The organism is Amycolatopsis sp. NPDC088138, assembly GCF_044741685.1.
GTDB lineage: Bacteria > Actinomycetota > Actinomycetes > Mycobacteriales > Pseudonocardiaceae > Amycolatopsis.
The window spans coordinates 132,301-149,488 of the sequence record NZ_JBIUTB010000009.1 but is presented as its reverse complement, the minus strand read 5'-3'; the positions used below and the strand labels follow the sequence as shown (position 1 = coordinate 149,488).

The 17,188-nt window shown below is 71.5% G+C and carries 20 protein-coding genes and 1 pseudogene; 10 read left to right on the top strand and 11 right to left on the bottom strand.

The genetic code is table 11. The annotated features are described in order from the left end of the window. The first annotated feature begins 61 nt into the window (after window positions 1–61). The gene (locus ACIOD2_RS45085; RefSeq protein ID WP_400552073.1) at window positions 62–685 is read left to right on the top strand and encodes a TetR/AcrR family transcriptional regulator; all 624 of its coding nucleotides are present in this window, start codon (window positions 62–64) and stop codon (window positions 683–685) included. Here the strand turns inward: ACIOD2_RS45085 and ACIOD2_RS45080 are convergent. Next, window positions 682–1,368, bottom strand: coding sequence for a haloacid dehalogenase type II (locus ACIOD2_RS45080; protein ID WP_400551750.1), 687 nt, complete (start codon window positions 1,366–1,368; stop codon window positions 682–684). The two genes, ACIOD2_RS45085 and ACIOD2_RS45080, sit on opposite strands and share 4 nt — an antisense overlap. A 68-nt stretch (window positions 1,369–1,436) precedes the next feature. Here ACIOD2_RS45080 and ACIOD2_RS45075 point away from each other — a divergent pair, with 68 nt between their 5' ends. The 7 genes from ACIOD2_RS45075 (at window position 1,437) to ACIOD2_RS45045 (ending at window position 7,463) form a co-directional block, all read left to right on the top strand. After that, a complete protein-coding gene (locus ACIOD2_RS45075) occupies window positions 1,437–1,829 on the top strand; it encodes a nuclear transport factor 2 family protein (RefSeq protein WP_400551749.1) in 393 nt (130 codons plus the stop codon). A 35-nt stretch (window positions 1,830–1,864) separates the two neighbouring features. After that, window positions 1,865–2,428: a PadR family transcriptional regulator gene (locus ACIOD2_RS45070; protein ID WP_400551748.1), complete on the top strand. Its 564-nt coding sequence runs from the start codon at window positions 1,865–1,867 to the stop codon at window positions 2,426–2,428. Between the two features lie 43 nt (window positions 2,429–2,471). Then, entirely contained in the window at window positions 2,472–3,035 is a 564-nt protein-coding gene (locus tag ACIOD2_RS45065; protein WP_400551747.1) for a TetR/AcrR family transcriptional regulator, read from the top strand. 14 nt (window positions 3,036–3,049) lie between these two features. Further along, window positions 3,050–3,784: a cupin domain-containing protein gene (locus ACIOD2_RS45060; protein ID WP_400551746.1), complete on the top strand. Its 735-nt coding sequence runs from the start codon at window positions 3,050–3,052 to the stop codon at window positions 3,782–3,784. Window positions 3,785–3,902: 118 nt separating this feature from the next. Further along, window positions 3,903–5,777, top strand: coding sequence for a GH32 C-terminal domain-containing protein (locus ACIOD2_RS45055; RefSeq protein WP_400551745.1), 1,875 nt, complete (start codon window positions 3,903–3,905; stop codon window positions 5,775–5,777). Then, window positions 5,774–5,995: a hypothetical protein gene (locus ACIOD2_RS45050; protein WP_400551744.1), complete on the top strand. Its 222-nt coding sequence runs from the start codon at window positions 5,774–5,776 to the stop codon at window positions 5,993–5,995. Before ACIOD2_RS45055 ends, ACIOD2_RS45050 begins: the two co-directional genes overlap by 4 nt. 64 nt (window positions 5,996–6,059) lie before the next feature. Then, the gene (locus ACIOD2_RS45045) at window positions 6,060–7,463 is read left to right on the top strand and encodes an alpha/beta hydrolase (protein ID WP_400551743.1); all 1,404 of its coding nucleotides are present in this window, start codon (window positions 6,060–6,062) and stop codon (window positions 7,461–7,463) included. Between the two features lie 3 nt (window positions 7,464–7,466). On the opposite strand, the gene ACIOD2_RS45040 is transcribed toward ACIOD2_RS45045, so the two are convergent. The 5 genes from ACIOD2_RS45040 to ACIOD2_RS45020 are packed head-to-tail and all read right to left on the bottom strand — an operon-like array spanning window position 7,467 to window position 12,280. Beyond that, window positions 7,467–8,489: an LLM class flavin-dependent oxidoreductase gene (locus ACIOD2_RS45040; protein WP_400551742.1), complete on the bottom strand. Its 1,023-nt coding sequence runs from the start codon at window positions 8,487–8,489 to the stop codon at window positions 7,467–7,469. Between the two features lie 54 nt (window positions 8,490–8,543). Continuing rightward, window positions 8,544–9,839, bottom strand: a complete 1,296-nt coding sequence (dctA, locus tag ACIOD2_RS45035) for a C4-dicarboxylate transporter DctA (RefSeq protein ID WP_400551741.1) — start codon at window positions 9,837–9,839, stop codon at window positions 8,544–8,546. Window positions 9,840–9,886: 47 nt separating this feature from the next. Further along, window positions 9,887–10,783, bottom strand: a complete 897-nt coding sequence (locus ACIOD2_RS45030; RefSeq protein WP_400551740.1) for a hypothetical protein — start codon at window positions 10,781–10,783, stop codon at window positions 9,887–9,889. Then, on the bottom strand, window positions 10,776–11,642 hold the full coding sequence (locus tag ACIOD2_RS45025) for an amidohydrolase family protein (RefSeq protein ID WP_400551738.1): 867 nt from the start codon (window positions 11,640–11,642) through the stop codon (window positions 10,776–10,778). The genes ACIOD2_RS45030 and ACIOD2_RS45025 overlap by 8 nt, the downstream gene beginning before the upstream one ends. Before the next feature lie 56 nt (window positions 11,643–11,698). Continuing rightward, on the bottom strand, window positions 11,699–12,280 hold the full coding sequence (locus tag ACIOD2_RS45020; RefSeq protein WP_400551737.1) for a TetR/AcrR family transcriptional regulator: 582 nt from the start codon (window positions 12,278–12,280) through the stop codon (window positions 11,699–11,701). 76 nt (window positions 12,281–12,356) lie between these two features. Here ACIOD2_RS45020 and ACIOD2_RS45015 point away from each other — a divergent pair, with 76 nt between their 5' ends. Next, a complete protein-coding gene (locus tag ACIOD2_RS45015; RefSeq protein ID WP_400551736.1) occupies window positions 12,357–13,292 on the top strand; it encodes an alpha/beta hydrolase in 936 nt (311 codons plus the stop codon). 3 nt (window positions 13,293–13,295) lie between these two features. Next, a complete protein-coding gene (locus ACIOD2_RS45010; RefSeq protein ID WP_400551734.1) occupies window positions 13,296–13,721 on the top strand; it encodes a hypothetical protein in 426 nt (141 codons plus the stop codon). A 421-nt stretch (window positions 13,722–14,142) separates the two neighbouring features. Here the strand turns inward: ACIOD2_RS45010 and ACIOD2_RS45005 are convergent. From ACIOD2_RS45005 to ACIOD2_RS44985, 5 genes and pseudogenes are all read right to left on the bottom strand, one after another. Then, window positions 14,143–14,223, bottom strand: a pseudogene (locus tag ACIOD2_RS45005) (DNA-binding response regulator); the annotation flags it as partial. Between the two features lie 103 nt (window positions 14,224–14,326). Continuing rightward, complete coding sequence (locus ACIOD2_RS45000) at window positions 14,327–14,995, bottom strand: hypothetical protein (protein WP_400551733.1); 669 nt, start codon at window positions 14,993–14,995, stop codon at window positions 14,327–14,329. Window positions 14,996–15,038: 43 nt separating this feature from the next. Then, window positions 15,039–15,410, bottom strand: coding sequence for a hypothetical protein (locus ACIOD2_RS44995; protein ID WP_400552071.1), 372 nt, complete (start codon window positions 15,408–15,410; stop codon window positions 15,039–15,041). Between the two features lie 65 nt (window positions 15,411–15,475). After that, window positions 15,476–15,844, bottom strand: a complete 369-nt coding sequence (locus tag ACIOD2_RS44990) for a roadblock/LC7 domain-containing protein (RefSeq protein ID WP_392766767.1) — start codon at window positions 15,842–15,844, stop codon at window positions 15,476–15,478. 335 nt (window positions 15,845–16,179) lie between these two features. Beyond that, complete coding sequence (locus ACIOD2_RS44985) at window positions 16,180–17,142, bottom strand: GlxA family transcriptional regulator (RefSeq protein ID WP_400551731.1); 963 nt, start codon at window positions 17,140–17,142, stop codon at window positions 16,180–16,182. Between the last annotated feature and the right edge of the window lie 46 nt (window positions 17,143–17,188).

Below are 17,188 nucleotides of genomic sequence, written 5' to 3'. Positions count from 1 at the left end.
CCAGCCTCCAGTCTACGGTGTAGACCGGCAATCTACACCGTAGACTGCCCCGGTGCGCAAGATGAAGACCGCCCGGCGCGACGAGATCGTGGACGCGGCGATGGCCCTGGCCCGGGAGAAGGGGCTCGACGCCGTGTCCATGCGCGCTCTCGCCGCTCGGCTCGAACTCACGCCGATGGCGCTCTACGGGTACTTCCGCGGCAAGGACGACCTGCTCGACGCCATCGTCGGCCGTCTGCTCGGGCTGCTCCCGGAACCCGATCCGGCCGCACCGCCGCTCGAACGGCTCGGGGTGCTCGCCGGCGGCGTGCGCGTCCTCGCCAAGGAGCACCCCGCGGTGGTGACGCTGCTGTTCACCCGGCCGTCCGTCACCGAGGACGCCGTCGTCGCCGTCGACCGGATCTACCAGGCCCTGCTGGACGCGGGCGTGCCCGACGCCCAGGTCGGCCGCCTCGAGCGGCTGCTGACCACGTTCGTGCTCGGGTTCGTCATCTCCGAGACCCAGGGCCGGTTCTCCGAAGGCAACCGGGACATGCGCTCACGCCGCGCGCTGCTCGGGCCGGACGAGCTGCCCGCCCACCACCGCCTCGGCACTCTGCTCGACCCCCAGGTCGACTGGGACGCCGAGTTCGACGCCGATCTCGCCGACCTCGTCACGGTGATCGAACGGGCGGCCCGGACCTAGCCGTCGGCAAGTCGACTCGGCACACCAAGCTGGTCGGCCAGATCGTCGAGACCTTCGGCGTACAGGTCGAACCCGTCCGACGGCACAGGCGGGTCCCCCTCCGGCCGGGCGACGTAGGCGGTGCGCAGGCCGACTTCCCGCGCACCACGCAGATCCCACGCGTGTGCCGCGACCATCAGCAACCGCTCCGGCGGCCCGCCGGACGCGGCGACGGCGAGGCCGTACACCGACGGGTCCGGTTTGTAGGCCCGCGCGTCCGCCGCGGAAAGTGCCTGGTGCCAGCGCAGTCCGGCGTGGGCGTTGAGCCGCAGCAACCCGGTCCGGCTCGCGTTGGAAAGCCCGATCAAGGGGAACCGTCCGGCGAGCCGGTCCAGTCCGGCGACGGTGTCGGGCCACGCGGGCGGGCGGCGGCCCGCCACCGCGAGCGCGGCGGGGTCACCGGTTCCGGCGGCGTCGGCGACTCGCCGCGCGGCCTCGAGGTCGAGCACGTCGCCGTCGGCGTAGGGCCGGTCGCCGTCGGCGATGCGGCGTTGCTCGTGCTCGACGTGGTCCAGCCAGAGCCGGACCAGGTCGTCGGCGAGCGACGGCGCGAGGTCACCGACACCGGCCCGGATCCCGGCGGGTTCGTCGACGAGGGTGCCGAGCACGTCGAACACCAGGGCGTCGATCTCGAAGGCGGCCATCGTCCCACCCTAGCGAGATCGTCCGGTACGCTTCGAATACTCAATTAGTTGACTATGCGAGGTGGGACATGACCAACTTCCGGAAGGCCGTCGAGGCACGCGACCCCGAGGCCATGGCGGCCGCGCTGGCGGAGAACGTGGTGTTCCGGAGCCCGGTGGCGTTCCGGCCGTACCCCGGCAAGGCCATCACGTCCGCGATCCTGCGCGGCGTGCTGCGGGTGTTCGAGGACTTCCGGTACGTCCGGGAACTCGACGGCGGTGGCGGGCGGGACCACGCGCTCGTCTTCGAGGCGCGGATCGGCGACACCAGCGTCGAGGGCTGCGACTTCCTGCACCTGGACGACAACGGCCTGATCGACGAGTTCACGGTGATGGTCCGCCCGCTGTCGGCCGCCCAGGCGCTGTCCGCCGCGATGGCCGCGCAGTTCGAGCAGATCCAGCGCGAGGCCCTGGAAGCCTAAAGTACTCAACTTGTTGAGTATAGGAAGGAGCGAACGTGGCGCTGCGCAACGCGCTGATGGCGGCGCTGCTCGAGGGTGAAGCGTCGGGTTACGACCTCGCGAAGGTGTTCGACGCGTCCGTCGCGAACTTCTGGATGGCCACCCCGCAGCAGCTCTACCGGGAGCTGGACCGGATGGCGGCCGAGGGCCTGGTGCGCGCCCGGCTCGTCCACCAGGAACGGCGGCCGGACAAGCGGCTCTTCTCACTCACCGACGCCGGTCTCCAGGCGCTGCACGCGTTCACGGCCGGACCGCCCCGCCCCGGCACGATCCGCGACGAACTCCTCGTGCAGGTCCAGGCCGTGGACGCGGGCGACCAGGCCGCCGTCCGGGCCGCGCTCGAGGAGCGGGCGACCGCCGCCGAGGCGAAGGTCGCCCGCTACGAAAAGCTCCGAGCGCGCCTGCTGGACGGCCGGTTCGAAGACGACTACCTGGCCGAAGCCGAGCGGGTCGGGCCGTACCTGACGCTGATGCGCGGCCTGTCGTTCGAGCGGGAGAACGTCCGCTGGTGCCGGCAGGCCCTGAAGGTGCTCGACCTCCGCGTCGCCGCCCCGCACTGAAGCCTCTTGCTCACTGTACCTACTAGTATGTACAGTCCCGTTCATGGGAACCAGGGAGCAGCTCGTCGACAGCACCCGTGAGCTGTTGTGGGAGCGGGGGTACGTCGGCACGAGCCCCAAGGCCATCCAGCAGCGGGCGGGGGCCGGGCAGGGCAGCATGTACCACCACTTCGCCGGGAAGCGGGAGCTGGCGCTGGCCGCCATCGAGCGCAGCGCGGACGAACTGCTGGCCGCGGCCGACGCCCAGCTGCGCACCCCCGGTACCGCCCTCGAGCGGATCACCGCCTACCTGCGCCGCGAGCGCGAGGTGCTCAAGGGCTGCCCCATCGGCCGGCTCACCCAGGACCCCGACATCGTCGCCGACCCGCAGCTGCGCGCGCCGGTCGACGAGACGCTCACCCGGCTGCGGGCGCGCCTGACCGAAGTCCTCGACGAAGGCCGGGCCGCGGGGGAACTGCCCGCCGCGCTGGACACCGCCGCGCTCGCCGCCGCCGTCGTCGCAGTCCTGCAGGGCGGTTATGTGCTGGCTCGCGCCGCCGACGCGCCCGAACCCTTCGACCAGGCCGTCTCCGGCGTGCTCGCGATGCTCGCCGCCCACACCCACTGAACCCGGGAGAATCCGTGCACGTCCACCACGTCCCGTCCGCCAGCACCGCCGCGCCCGCCGACGTGATCACCGGCAGCGCGTGGGTCACCTCGCTCGCCGTGCCCAAAGAGCCGTCGCGCACCCAGGTCGACCGCGTGCAGTTCGCCCCCGGCGCCCGCACCCGCTGGCACCGGCACCCGCTCGGCCAGGTCCTCGTCGTCACCGAAGGCACCGGTTACGTGCAACGCCGCGGTGGGCCGGCCCAGCTGATCCGGACCGGCGACACGGTCCGCGTCGCCGCCGGCGAGTGGCACTGGCACGGCGCCACCGACACCACCTCCATGACCCACCTGGCCATCGAAGAGCGATCCGACGACGGGACGCCGTCCGAGTTCGCCGAACCGGTGGGCGCGCTTGAACCCGGTGCGGTCCCCGCCACGCCCGTCACCCGGACTCTCGTGCTGGAGCAGGATCTTCCGGCGCCCCGCGTGGTCGACCACGTCCAGATCCGCCGCATCACCATCGCCCCCGGGTTCAGCACCGGCCTGCACGTCCACAATGGACCCGTCTTCGGCAGTATCGAGACCGGCTCCGCCGTCTACCAGATCGACGGCGAGCCGGCGTCGGTGCTCGCACCCGGCGACGTCTTCTACGAGCCGGAAGCGACCCGCATCGCCCGGTTCGACGCGCAGGACGACGGCGTCACGTTCCTCGCCCACTTCCCCGCCGGGCCGGGCGAGACCCCTGAGCTGATCCCTCTCGATTCCTGATGTCGCCGTTTCCGGGGCCACCACCGGCGTTTGCGCAAATCGTTGTCTTCGCCCGGCACGCGGGGGCATCCTGGCCCCGGCCGGATCCCGCGGGGTGATCCCGGCGACGGGAGGCTCGATGAAGCGCCGTGATCTGCTCCGCCACAGCGTCGCCACCGGAATGGGTGTCGCGTTGTCTTCGGCGACGACGTCCCCCGCCGACGCTCAGCCCGAAACCGTTGCCACCGAAGACATCGTCGTCGCCGACTTCGAGGGCACCGACTGGTCGGGCTGGACCGTGCAGGGCGACGCCTTCGGCCCCGGGCCGGTGCGGGGCTACGCACGACTGGCCTCAATGGACATCGCGGCGTTCCACGGCGACGGCGTGGCCAGCAGCGAATCCGGCGGCGACGGCCCGACCGGCACGATCACCTCACTCGAGTTCACCCTCCGGCGCCGCTACCTGGCCTACGGGATCGGCGGCGGCGACTACGAGTACGTCACCTGCCTGAACCTGCTGGTGGACGGCGAAGTCGTGCGCAGCGCCACCGGCCGCACCAGCGACACGCTCGTGCCCGGCAGCTGGGACGTCGCGGAGTTCGCCGGGCGCCGGGCGCGGATCCAGCTCGTCGACACCGCCACCGGCGACTGGGGACACGTCAACGCCGACCACGTGGTCCAGACCGACCATCCCGACGTGCTGCCGGCGAACACTCAGCCGCGGTACGGCGAAACCTGGCGCCCGCGCGCGCATTTCACCGCGCGGCAGTGGGCCATGAACCGGCTCGGACCCGGTCAGCGGCAGGAAGGCTGGCTCAACGACCTCAACGGGCTCGTGTTCTACGACGGCGAGTACCACCTGTTCGCCCAGCGCTGGAACAAGTGCTGGATCCACGCCGTGAGCCGGGATCTGGTGCACTGGACCGAACTGCGCCCGGCGTTCTTCGAGGAGTCGCTGGGCACCGGCGTCCAGTCGGGCTCGGTCGTCGTCGACTACGGCAACACCTCCGGGCTCTCCCCCGACCCGGCCACGCCGCCGATGGTCGCGTTCTGGTCGCGCAATGACAACCGCAGCCAGTGCCTGTCCTACAGCCTCGACCACGGCCGGACCTGGCGCCACCACCCGGGAAACCCGGTGCTGAGCATGCCGGAGCGCGACCCGAAGGTGTTCTGGTACCGGCCCGGCGGCCACTGGGTGATGATGCTCTACGGCGGCGGCCAGTACCACATCCTGACGTCACCGGACCTGCTGCACTGGACCGACACCGGCAACCCCGTGCCCGACAGCTACGAATGCCCTGACTTCTTCGAGCTGCCCGTCGACGCCGGACCGGCGACCAAGTGGGTTCTGGTTCGGGGCAACGGTTTCTACTCCGTCGGCACCTTCGACGGCGTCCGGTTCACCGAGGAGACCGCGCAGCTGCCCGCCGACCTCGGCCCCCACTTCTACGCCACCCAGACCTGGAACAACACCGAAACCGGCGACGGACGGCGCGTCCAGGCCGCGTGGATGCGCGGCGGGTCGTACCCCGCCATGCCGTTCAACCAGCAGGTCACCTTCCCCTGCGAACTCAAGCTCAGCGCACTGCGGCTGACCCGCCGTCCGGTCGCCGAGATCTCGATGTTGCACGCGGGCACCACGACGTGGTCCGGTGCCGTACGGCCGGGCACGCCCCTGACCCTGGCGCGGGACGGCGGCGCGTTCCACCTCCTGCTCACCCTGGACGTCCCGGCCGGCGCCACCCTGACCGTCTCGCTCTTCGGCGTGCCCGTCACGGCCACCGCGCAGACCATCGACGGCGGCACCGGGCCTCTTCCGCTCACGGAGCCGTTGCGCAGCCTGGAGATCATCGTCGACCGCACCTCGATCGAGATCTTCGCCAACGACGGGACGTTCTCGTTCTCCCGGTGTTTCCTGCCGAACGCCGGAGGCATCACCCTCGCCGCGGCGGGCCGGGCGGTCAACGTTCACCCCGCGGTGGTCCATCCGTTGCGCTCGCTCTGGGAGAAGTGACTACCGCCGGACGTACGCCCGTTCAATCCCGTGCCGAACTCGGCCGCCTCGCCGGCGGGCAGGACCAGGTAGCCGCCGCGGGTCTGCGGGGTCGGCTCGGCCGGTTCGGCGCGGCCCGGGATGAGCATGCGGACGAGGTGATCGACGGCTGGGATGACCTCGGCGCGCCGGGGCCGCGCCGCGCGTCCCGGCTCACCGACGGCACCACCGGACGCTGACGCTTGTGGTCTGGACCGCGTCCCCCCTACGGTCGGAAAGTCACCGGCGATACGGGGAGGGACGTTGCGGGTCTTCGGAGCGGTCGTCGTGAGCGGGCTCCTGCTGACCGGCGCCACACCCGCCGTCGCGGACGCGGGCTGGGCGCCGTCCCCGATCACGTGGGCAGCCTGCCCCGACGACCCGGACAGCCCCGCTCCCCCGGACGGCGAGTGCGGCACGCTGCGGGTGCCGCTGGACTGGGACCGGCCGCACGGGCCGTCGATCGGCCTCGCGGTGGCCCGGCACCGGGCGACCGACCCGACGCACCGCCTCGGCGTGCTGCTGGCCGACGCCGGTGGTCCCGGCTCGTCGGGCGCGGAGTTCGCCCTGGCCACCGGCTACTTCAGCCCGGAGATCCGGGCCCGGTTCGACGTCGTGGGCCTCGACCTGCGCGGCACCGGCCGCAGCGCGTTCATCCGCTGTGAGGACCCGCCCGGTGCGCCGGGCGACGAGCCCGCCGACCAGGCGGAGTTTGACACCCTCCTGCAGCACACCAAGCAGGCGAACGCGGACTGCCGCGCGCGCAACCTGCCGGTGTTCGACCACGCCGACACCGGCGTCAACGCGCAGGACCTGGACGCGGTCCGCCGCGCGCTCGGCGAGCGGAAGATCAGCTTCCACGGCATCTCCTACGGCACCCTGCTCGGCCAGGAGTACGCCGAGAAGTTCGGCGACCACGTCCGCGCGATGGTGCTGGACAGCTCGATCGACCACAGCGTCGGCATCACAAGGTTCGTGGGCGATCGGGCGGCCGCGGCCGACGAGCTGTTCGGGCAGTTCACCGCGTGGTGCGACGCGACGGCGTCGTGCGCGCTGCACGGCCAGGACGTCCGCGCGGCCTGGGAGCGGGCCCTCACCGCCGCCGACGGGATGCCGTTGCCGCACAACTGGTTGCGTGACTGGGTGTTCTCGGACATGTACGGCCCGGCCTGGGAAGACGCTGCGCAGGTGATCGCCGACACCGCGGCCGGGCAGTCCCCGATGCGGGCCCAGTTCGAGGCGAACTACGACTCGATCCGCCGCGCCGTCGTCTGCCAGGACTTCGACCTGCGGCTCCGGAGTTTCGCGCAGTATTCGGCGATGCGGGCCGAGGAGCTGCGCCGCGGACCGATCATGCGAGGCAGCCCCCTCGGCCACGGCGAAGCGACCGCGTGCCTGGGCATCCCCGGCCCGCCCGCGAACCCACCGCACCGGCTGGACATCTCGGCCGCGCCGCGGATCCTGCTGGTGAACGCCCGCTACGACCCGGCGACCCCGTACGCCTGGGCGCAGGACATCCACCACCAAGCCCCGGCGAACACGACGCTCCTGACGTACGAGGGCTCGGGCCACGGCGTCTACCAGCGCACGGCCTGCACCCGCTCGGCGGTGGACGCCTACCTGCTGACGGCCACCGCTCCGCGGCGCGACTTCGGCTGCCCCGCCTGAGAGTCAGCGCCAGCCCAGCTCCGGGGCAACGTGGGTGAGGATGCTCTCCAGCACGTGGGCGTTGTAGTCGACGCCCAGCTGGTTCGGGACGGTCAGCAGCAGGGTGTCCGCGGCCTGGATCGCCTCGTCCTCCTTGAGCTCCCGCACCAGTTCGTCCGGTTCGGCGGCGTACGAGCGGCCGAAGATCGCGCGGGTGTTCTCGTCGATCATGCCGACCTGGTCGCGGGAGTTGCGGTCGCGGCCGAAGTAGGCGCGGTCCAGGTCGTTGGTCAGCGCGAAGATGCTGCGGCTGACCGACACGCGCGGCTCCCGCTCGTGGCCGGCCTCCTTCCACGCCTCGCGGTAGGCCTCGATCTGCTTGCGCTGCTGGACGTGCAGCGGCTCGCCCGTCTCGTCGTCCTTGAGCGTGGAGCTCTGCAGGTTCATGCCCAGCTTCGCGGCCCAGACGGCCGTCGCGTTCGAGCTCGAACCCCACCAGATGCGGTCGCGCAGGCCCTCGGAGTGCGGCTCGAGGCGCAGCAGCCCCGGCGGGTTGGCGAACATCGGCCGCGGGTTCGGCTGGGCGAAGCCCTCGCCTTCGAGGAGCTTGAGGAAGACCTCGACGCGCTCCCGGGCCATGTCCGCTTCGGTCTCGCCGTCGGCGGGGGCGTAGCCGAAGTAGCGCCAGCCCTCGATCACCTGCTCGGGGGACCCCCGGCTGACGCCGAGCTGGAGCCGGCCCCGCGAGATGAGGTCGGCGGCGCCCGCGTCCTCGACCATGTACAGCGGGTTCTCGTAGCGCATGTCGATCACTCCGGTGCCGATCTCAATCTTCGACGTCCGGGCGCCGATCGCCGAGAGCAGCGGGAACGGGCTGCCCGCCTGCCGCGCGAAGTGGTGCACGCGGAAGTAGGCGCCGTCCACGCCGAGCTCCTCGGCCGCGACCGCCAGGTCGATCGACTGGTGCAGGAAGTCCGCGGCGGTCCGCGTCTCGGAGTGCGCGCTCGCCGACCAGTGGCCGAACGAGAGGAAGCCAATCTTCTTCACGCTCGGTCCAACGTCCGGACGCCGGATTGATTCCCCCGGCGAGGTGCACTGTGATCAGGCCATCGCGTACCCGGCGTCGAGCTCCCGGTGCAGCGTCTCCCGGTCGATCGCCTTCTCCCACTTGCCCACGACCAGGGTCGCGACGCAGTTGCCGGCGATGTTGGTGAAGACGAACGCGGCCGACAGGACGCTGTGCACGCCGAGCACCAGCGCGATGCTGCTGACCGGGATCGTGTGGGTCGCGGCGAGGGTGAGCGCCAGCACGGCGATCGCCGAGCCGGAGACCCCGGCGCCGCCCTTCGAGGTCAGCAGCAGCACCAGCAGCAGGCCCAGCTGCGCCTGCCAGCCCAGGTCGGTCCCGGTGGCCTGGGCCAGGAAGACGCTGACCGCGGCGAAGTAGAGGCAGGTGCCGTCGTGGTTGAAGCTGTAGGCGGTGGGCAGCACCAGGCCGACCACCGGCTCGTCGACGCCGAGCTTCTTCAGCTTCACGGTCAGCTGGGGGAACACACTCTCCGACGAGCTGGTGCCCAGCACCAGGACCAGCTCCGCGCGGAAGTAGCGAAGCAGCTTCAGCAGGCTGAAGCCCGCGTAGTGCGAGACCGGCCACAGCACCAGGACGAAGAACAGCACGCAGATCAGGTAGAACACCCCGATCAGCTTGCCGAGCGGCAGCAGCGTGCCCAGGCCGTACTTGGAGACGGTGAACGCGAGCGCGCCGAACGCGGCGAACGGCGCGATCCGCATGACCTTGCGGATGATCCAGAACAGCGCCTGCTGGACGTTGCCGACGATGTCCAGCACCGGCTGCGCCTTCTCCCCCAGCGACGCCACGCCGCACGCGAAGAGCACCGAGAACACCAGCACCTGCAGGATCTCGCCCTCGGCGAAGGCCTGCACGGCCGACGTCGGCACCAGGCTGACGAGGAAGGCGTCGAACCCCTCCGACTTGGCCGGCGCGGTCGCCGCGCCGGAGGCGTGCAGCGACGAGGGGTCGATGTGCATCCCGGCACCCGGGCGCAGCACGTTCACCACGACCAGGCCGATGACCAGCGCGATGGTGGTAATCACCTCGAAGTAGATCAGCGACTTGACCGCGATGCGGCCGACCTTGCCGAGGTCGCGGACGCTGGTGATGCCGTGGGTGACCGTGCAGAAGATGATCAGGCCGACCACCATCTGGATCAGGTGGATGAAGATGTCGCCCAGGAAGTGGACGTGGTGGCCGACCGAGGGCGCGAGCGCCCCGACGAGCACCCCCGCGACGACACCGGCGAGGACCTGGACCGTGAGGTCCTTGTAGAAGGGCTTGCGGGCGGGCGCGGGCGCGTCGGCCGTCGTGGTTTCGCTCATGGTCTTCCGGTTTCTCCGTTGAATTTCCGGTTCGGGTGCGCGGGGACTCAGTCCGCGTCGGGGCCCAGGACGGCCGCGGCGGGGGCGAACACCTCGCCGACGTCGAGCTTGCGGGGCAGCAGCCCCTGCTCCAGGCAGGCGTCGACGACGATCTCGAGGGGACGGCGCAGCCGTTCGAACCCGAACATCGTCGGGCTCGGTTCGCCGTCGGGCCGGGTCACCGCGGCGTCGGCTCGGCGAAGCAAGTGGTAGGCCTCGCGGACCGCGCCGGGGGCACGCCGGACCGCCGACTCCCCCGCGACCACCATGTGGTTGACCGGCATGAACCCGGTGTGCCGCCACCATTCCGCGTCGCGGGCGGCGGCGTCCGGGATCACCGGGACGAACTCCTCGCCTTCGGGCAGGTCGTTGCCCAGGACGACCGCGTCGAGCCGGCCCTCGCGCAGCAGGTCGGCCAGCGTGGCCTCGCCGATCCCGTGCTCGACGTAGGCCGGGTCCTCGTACTCGCGCACGTGCGCGCCGTCGCGGGTGATCCAGCGCAGGTCCTGCGGCGCCAGCCCGTAGTCCTCGCTCAGGTGCGCGCGGACCCACATGCCCGTGGTCTGGGTGAAAGCGCGCACGCCGACGCGCTTGCCGGGCAGCTCCGCCGGGGTGACCGGGCGGGCGGAGTGCGCGATCAGGCAGCCGCGCTGGAAGCGCGAGGCCACCACGGCCGGCAGCAGGACGACCGGGCGGCCGTAGGCGATCGCCTGCAGCGCGGTGACGATCGCGAGCTCGGACAGGTCGTACGCCTCGTCGCGGACCATCGGCGCGAACGCCTTGTGCACCGGTGAAACGGCGTGGAAGTCGAGCCGCACCGCCGGGCTGGTGACCTCGCCGTTCTTCAGCGGCAGGGTGTGCGGGTAGTCGGCGAGCACGGTGCGAAGCACGGGCTGGTCAGGCACGAGCGCCTCCCGTGACGGCGACGGCCGGGTAGAACTTCGCGGCGGTACCGCCGAAGATCTCCTCTTGGTCCACTTCGGACAGACTGGCCACCGCTTCGCGCGCCTCCGCCAGGATGCTCGCCGGAGTTCCTTCCGCGGCGGGGAAGTTGGACCCCCAGACGATGCGGCCGGCGCCGTACGCACCGACCAGCTCCGCGAGGAAGTCGGCCGTCGTCGACGCTCCCTTCGCCGAGGCGGCCAGCGCCCGGTGGGTCAGCTTGAGGTGCACCCCGGGGAACTCCGCCATCTCGAACAGCTCCCGCGCCGCGCGGTAGGGCCGCCCGTCGGACAGGTCGGGGCGCGCGCAGTGGTCCAGCAGCACCCGTGCCTTCGGGAAGCGCTGCAGCAGCCGCCGCAGCGCGGGCAGGCCCTGGATCGTCATCTGCAGGCAGACCGGGATGTCGTTCTCCTCGGCGTACGCCCAGGCCGGGAACGAGTCTTCGTGGCCGAGCCAGTCACCCTGGCCGGGCATGGTGGTCCCGGTGGTGAACAGGCGGAAACCGGACAGGCCCTGGCCCTGCCAGTACCGGATCCGCTCCACGGCGTCGGACGCGAGCGCGTCGAGCGAGTAGACCCCGGCGAACCGGTCCGGGTGCGCCCGCACCGCCTCGACCACGTAGCGGTTGTCGTGTCCGTACACAGTGGACGCCTGGACGACCACGGCCTTCGCGATACCGGCCTGGTCGAGCGCGGCCACCAGGCCCTCGATGTCGACGGGGTGGTCACGGGACCAGTCGGACTGGCGTCCGCCGATCGGGTCGACCGGGTACCGCGCGATGTCCGGCGAGATGACGTGGGTGTGCGTGTCGATGAGGTCCATGAGTTCTCCCGTCCGGCTGACGCACGGGAGCCTACACGATCGTTAACAATTTCGTTCTAGATATTCGGGACAATCCTGTCGGCGAAGTGGCGCAGGACCATCTCGGCCAGTTCGGCGACGTCGGCGTCGACCATCGGGACGCCGGTCATGCCCATCCGGTGGAGCAGGGTCCCGACGACGACGTCGATGAAGAACAGGACGCGGCTCTCCGGCTCGCCGAGCGCGTCCTGCAGCGCGAGCCGGTACGGGTCCTGCAGCCGGGCGGCCAGGATCGCGCGCAGGGCCGGGTCGCTGACGGCGTCGCTGAACACCCCCGCGAACGCGTCGCCCACGCCGGGCTCCCCGATCTTCGCCGCGATCCAGCGGATGGCCGACGCCAGGAGCTCGGTGCGGCCGGCGTCCGCCAGCGGCAGCGGGCCGAACGCGTCGAGCAGGCAGTCGACGATCAGTTCGCCCTTCGACGGCCAGCGCCGGTAGATCGTCGTCTTGGCGACGCCGGCCGCGGCGGCGATGCGCTCGACGGTGGCCGCGGCGTACCCGAGCTCGTCGACCGTGCTCAGCGTGGCCGCGAAGACCACGGCGTTGACGCCGATGCGCGGACGTCCGGGCGGCCGCCCGGAGGTGGTCTCGGAAGTCATGGCCACACGATAGCGAGTTTCGCTACGATAGGTATCGATACCTGAGGTAGCGAAACCACCGAGCAAGGAGAAGGACATGAGCGAGACCACCGCCGTGGCGCGTCCACCGGAGCCGGACTGGCTGACGATGACCGCCGAGGAACTCGTCGCCTACCGCGAGGCCGAGAACCGCGCCCGGGCCTCCGCCGCGGCGCGGGTGATCACCGGGGAGCCCGACCCCGGCGCCGAAATCCAGTGGCGGGAGCTTGCGCTGCCCGGCCGTGAGCTGCGAGTCCGGGTGTACCGGCCGTCGGGCACCGGGCTCCCCCTCGTGGTCCACGTGCACGGCGGCGGTTTTGTGGGCACGGCCGTGCAGAGCGACTGGGTCACCAGCCACCTCGCCGCCCGGCTGCCCGCGGTCGTCGTGTCGGTCGAGCACCGTCTCCTGGACCCGAGCACTCCGCTCTCGGCGGCCGCCGACGACGGCTGGGACGTGCTCCAGGAGGTGCTGCGCAACGCGGGCGAGTGGGGTGTCGACCCGTCACGGACCGCCGTGTTCGGCGAGAGCTGCGGGGCGTTGATCAGCGCCCTGACGGCGATCCGGGCCTCCGCGGCCAAGCTGCGGCTGCGGGCGCAGGTGCTGGTCAATCCCGCGGTCGACGTCACTGAGACCTTCCTCGACCACGACTCGGTCACCGAGTACGGCGACAGCCCGACGCTCACCGTGCCGCAGCTGAAGCTGTTCCAGCGGCTGGCGGTTCCCGCAGGGGCCGATGCTCGCGCGGTTTCCCCCCTGTACGCCGACGATCTCAGCGGGCTCGCGCCGGCGCTGGTGGTGGTGCCGACCCACGACCCGGTGGCCGATCACGGCCGCCGGTACGCTTCCCGCCTTCGCGAGGCCGGGACGCCTGTGCAGCTGACCGAGTACCCCGGGGCGGGGCACGCCTTCCTCAGCATGCCGGGCGTGGCTCCGCAGGCCGAGGCCGCGCGGGCGGAGATCCTCTCGTTCCTCCGTACCACTTTGGGAGCGTGAGAGATGACCAAGACCCGTGCCGTCGCGGCGATCTACGCGGGCCTCGCGCTCACCGTCGTCGCGACGATCGTCCCGTTCACCACCCGGCTGCTGGCCGACCACATCCGGGCCGGTTATCCGGCTTACAGCCCGGAGCAGGTCGACGCGGCCGTCTCCACCTACCTGGTCCTGCTGTCGGTGGTCGGCGCGCTGGGTGTCGTCGCCTGGCTCGGGACGGCGTGGGCCGTCAGGGCGGGCAAGCGGTGGGCCCGGGCCGCGACGGCGGTGCTGTTCGTGGTGGGCACGGGCATCGGGCTGACCGGGCTGCTCGTCACGGACACCTCTGGGGATGTCGGCTTGCCCCCGGCGCTGGCTTGGACCGGGTTGGCGCCTTGCCTGGCCGCGCTGGTGGCGGTCGTGCTGCTGGGGAGGCGGCCGCGACCGGCCTGACGACGGCCCGCCCCGGAACCCGCACAGTGCGGCCCGGCAGATCCGCCACCACGCCGACCTGCCGGGCCGCCGCACCGGCATCGCACTGCCGGGGAACTGCGACCGGCGTGACAGGCTCGCCCCCCAATGCGGGGCCGGCGGATCCGCCACCGCGCCGACCTGCCAGCATCCTGCCCGGCCGCCGTACTGCGGGAACACCGCGACCAGCGCGCCGGAACCCACGCAGTGCAGCGCAAGCGGATCCGCCGCCACCCGACATGCTCACTCCCCGGTTGGCCGCCGCACGACGGGGAACACCGCGACCAGCGCCGCGGGCCCCACGTAGTGCGGCACAAGCGGATCCACCACCGCCGCCGACATGCTCGCTCCCAGTTGGCCATCGCGCTGCAGGAAAACCGCGACCCCGTCCCCGGAACCCGCACAGCTCGCGCGGGTCGCCCGACTTGAGCAGGAACCCGCCCGTGCCGAGGCCGAGCGCGCGTTCGATGCAGTCGTCTTCGCCGAGTGCGGCGCAGGCGGCTCCGCCACCGCACCGGCTGCCCGGCCGGAAACGGTGCCCCGCCCCGGAACCGGCACACGGTTCCGGGGCGGGGCACCACGCGCGATCACGGGGGCAGCTCCACCTCGATGCCCATGATCCGCGCGGTGCGGCGCCGGCGGATCCACCGCCGTGCCGAGGTCACGTCGGGCAGGTCGTCGGCGAAGACCTTGCGCTGCGCCTGAGTCACCGCGCGCCAGCGCATGCCGAGTACCGGGCGGACCGGCGGGACCCAGCCCCGCGCCGATTCGTGGGCCTCGGCGACCCGGGTCTCGTAGTCGGCCACCGGGCGGTAGGCCAGCTCCAGGTCGATCAGCGGCTCGGTGCCACCGCCGTAGTGGTGGCACCGGAAGAGCATCCGCCCGACCTCGTCGAGCGCGATCTTCAGCGTCGTGGGCACCTGGTCCTGCCAGCGCCCGAGGTGCGGGGCGTTCACCGCACCGGCCGTCAGCTCGGCCGGCACGACGATCACGGCCCGGACCGCGGTTCCCGCGAGCTCGACGCGGATCCGGCGGCCACCGGCGTCGACGAAGAAGCGGGGCACCCGGCCGGCCACCCCGGTGCCCGACCACCGCCGCACCCACTGGTCGACCCCGCCGGGCGGGTGTTCGGCCAGCACGAACGTGAACTCGAGGTCCTCGCCGGCGAGGCTCATCCGCACCGGGAACAGCGACCCGATGTCGTCCATGAACGCCGAGCCGATGACGAGTGCGGCGCCGGATCCGCCACCGGTCAACGCCGTCTCCTCCCCTGGCGGGTCGTCCGTACCGCGGCGGCCGTCACACCTGCAGGTCGGCTTCTATGCGCTTGAGGTAGTGCCGGGCCAGGGCCAGGTTCGCCCGGTCGCGGTCCAGCACCAGGTACAGGAACAGCTGGTTCCGGGACGACCCCGCGTTCATCAGCCGGATCAGGTGGTACTGGCGGTGCAGCGTGATGAGGATGTCCTCGATGCTGTCGTTGAGCGCCAGCGAGGACATGACGCGCAGTTTCGCCCGCACGACCTCGGTGTTGCCGGCCGCGGCGATCTCCAGGTCCAGCCATTCGCCGCCGCCGCTGGTGCCGAGCGACATCCCGCTTTCGTAGTCGACCAGCGCGACGCCGACCGCGCCGGCGATGGACATGGCTTCCTTCAGTGCGGTGTCGATGTTCATCATGACGTCACTTCCTTCTGTGAAATGGTGGTCGGCGCCTTCGCGTTCCCGATGTGCGCCGGGCATCAGGCGGCCAGGATGGAGCTGATCCGCTCGATGACGGGACGGCACTCGAACAGCAGCCGCCCGACGTTGAGCCCCTTGTCCCCCAGGACGACCATCAGCGCCAGCCGGCCGATGGCGTAGACCGCCATGTAGCCCTCGCTGCTGAACACCACGGTCTGGCTGAGCGTGCCCTGCCCGGTCACGTGCGCGGCCTGGCGCGCTATCCCGAGATCGGCGGCGGCGAGCGCGGAGATCTTCGCCGGGTCGATGCCGTCGGCCGCGTCGGCGATGATCGGTATCCCGTCGACCGCGGCCAGGACGGTATCGGTCACCCCGGCGACACTTTCCCGGAGGTAACGCAGTTCACCGGCCAATGCGTCGAAGTCCAATGTTCTTTCTTTCTGCTCCGGAAAGGCTCGGCGACGGGGTGCGGCGACCAGCTCGAAATGGCCTGAAAATGGGCAGCCGACACAATGATCATCCATTCGGGTTGTTCTCTCGCCGGGAGACCTTACAGCTCCCACTACTTCTCGCCTATCCGCACCAGGCAAGCACTTTTAGGCTTACACGATCGAGTGAACAGCGCCGAGCGGCGTAACAACGATAAATCGATGGTTTCGATCGTCGTCGAGGAATCACGCGGACGACGATTCCGATGTTTTCCATTCCCGGTACGCAACGCGACGGGTGATTGCTTTACTCCATTGAGCCGAATGCTTCCCGGTCAGGAATTCCCCGACGGGCCGCCGTGCCGGAAAAGCGTCCGGTATTCCTGCGGTGACGTGCCGAGGTGCCGGTGGAACGCGGCCCGGACCGAAGACGGCGCGCCCAGCCCGGAAAGCCGGCCGATGCGCTCGACCGACGTCGTGGTCGTCTCGAGCAGTTCGCGCGCGCGGTCGATGCGCGCGTCGGCCAGCCAGGCCATCGGGGACGTGCCGGTCTCGTCGCGGAACCGGCGGATGAGCGTCCGCCGGGACACGTGGGCGCGCCGGGCGAGGACGTCGATGCTGAGGTCCTCCGCGAGGTGGGTCAGCATCCAGCTCCGCAGCGGCGCGAACCGGTCTCCGGTCGCCTCGGCGCGGTGCTGCTCGATGAACTGCGCCTGCCCGCCGGTGCGCCGCGGCGGGGCGACCAGGAACCGGGCGCGGCGGTTGGCGGCCGCGGGTCCCTGGTCGAGGCGGACCAGGTGCAGGCCGAGGTCGACGCCCGCGGTCACGCCGGCGGAGGTGAGGATGTCGCCGTCGTCGATGTAGAAGCGGTCCGCCCGCACCTCGACGCGCGGGTACCGCCGGCGCAGCAGGTCGGCGTACTGCCAGTGTGTGGTCGCCGGGCGCCCGTCGAGCAGGCCGGCCGCGGCGAGGGCGAACGCGCCCGTGCAGATGGACACGAGCCGCGCGCCGCGGGCGTGGGCCGCACGCAGCGCGTCCAGGACAGCGGACGGTGGTGGGATCTCGACGCCCTCGAACCCCGGGACGAGCACGGTGCCGGCGCCGGCCAGCGCTTCGAGGCCGGCCGTGGCGGTGGCGGTGAACCCGTCGCCCGGCACCGGCCCGGGGCCGCCGTCGGTGCACACGGTCATCTCGTAGAAGGGATCCGTCGCGAAGATCTGCGCCGCGATGCCGAATTCGAGCGCCGGCACGCCGGGCAGGACGAGGACCGCCACCTGGTGCCGGCCGGCTGTCGCCATGGCCCGATCATAGCGCCGGTTGGCACTCGGGCCACTTCCGGCGGCC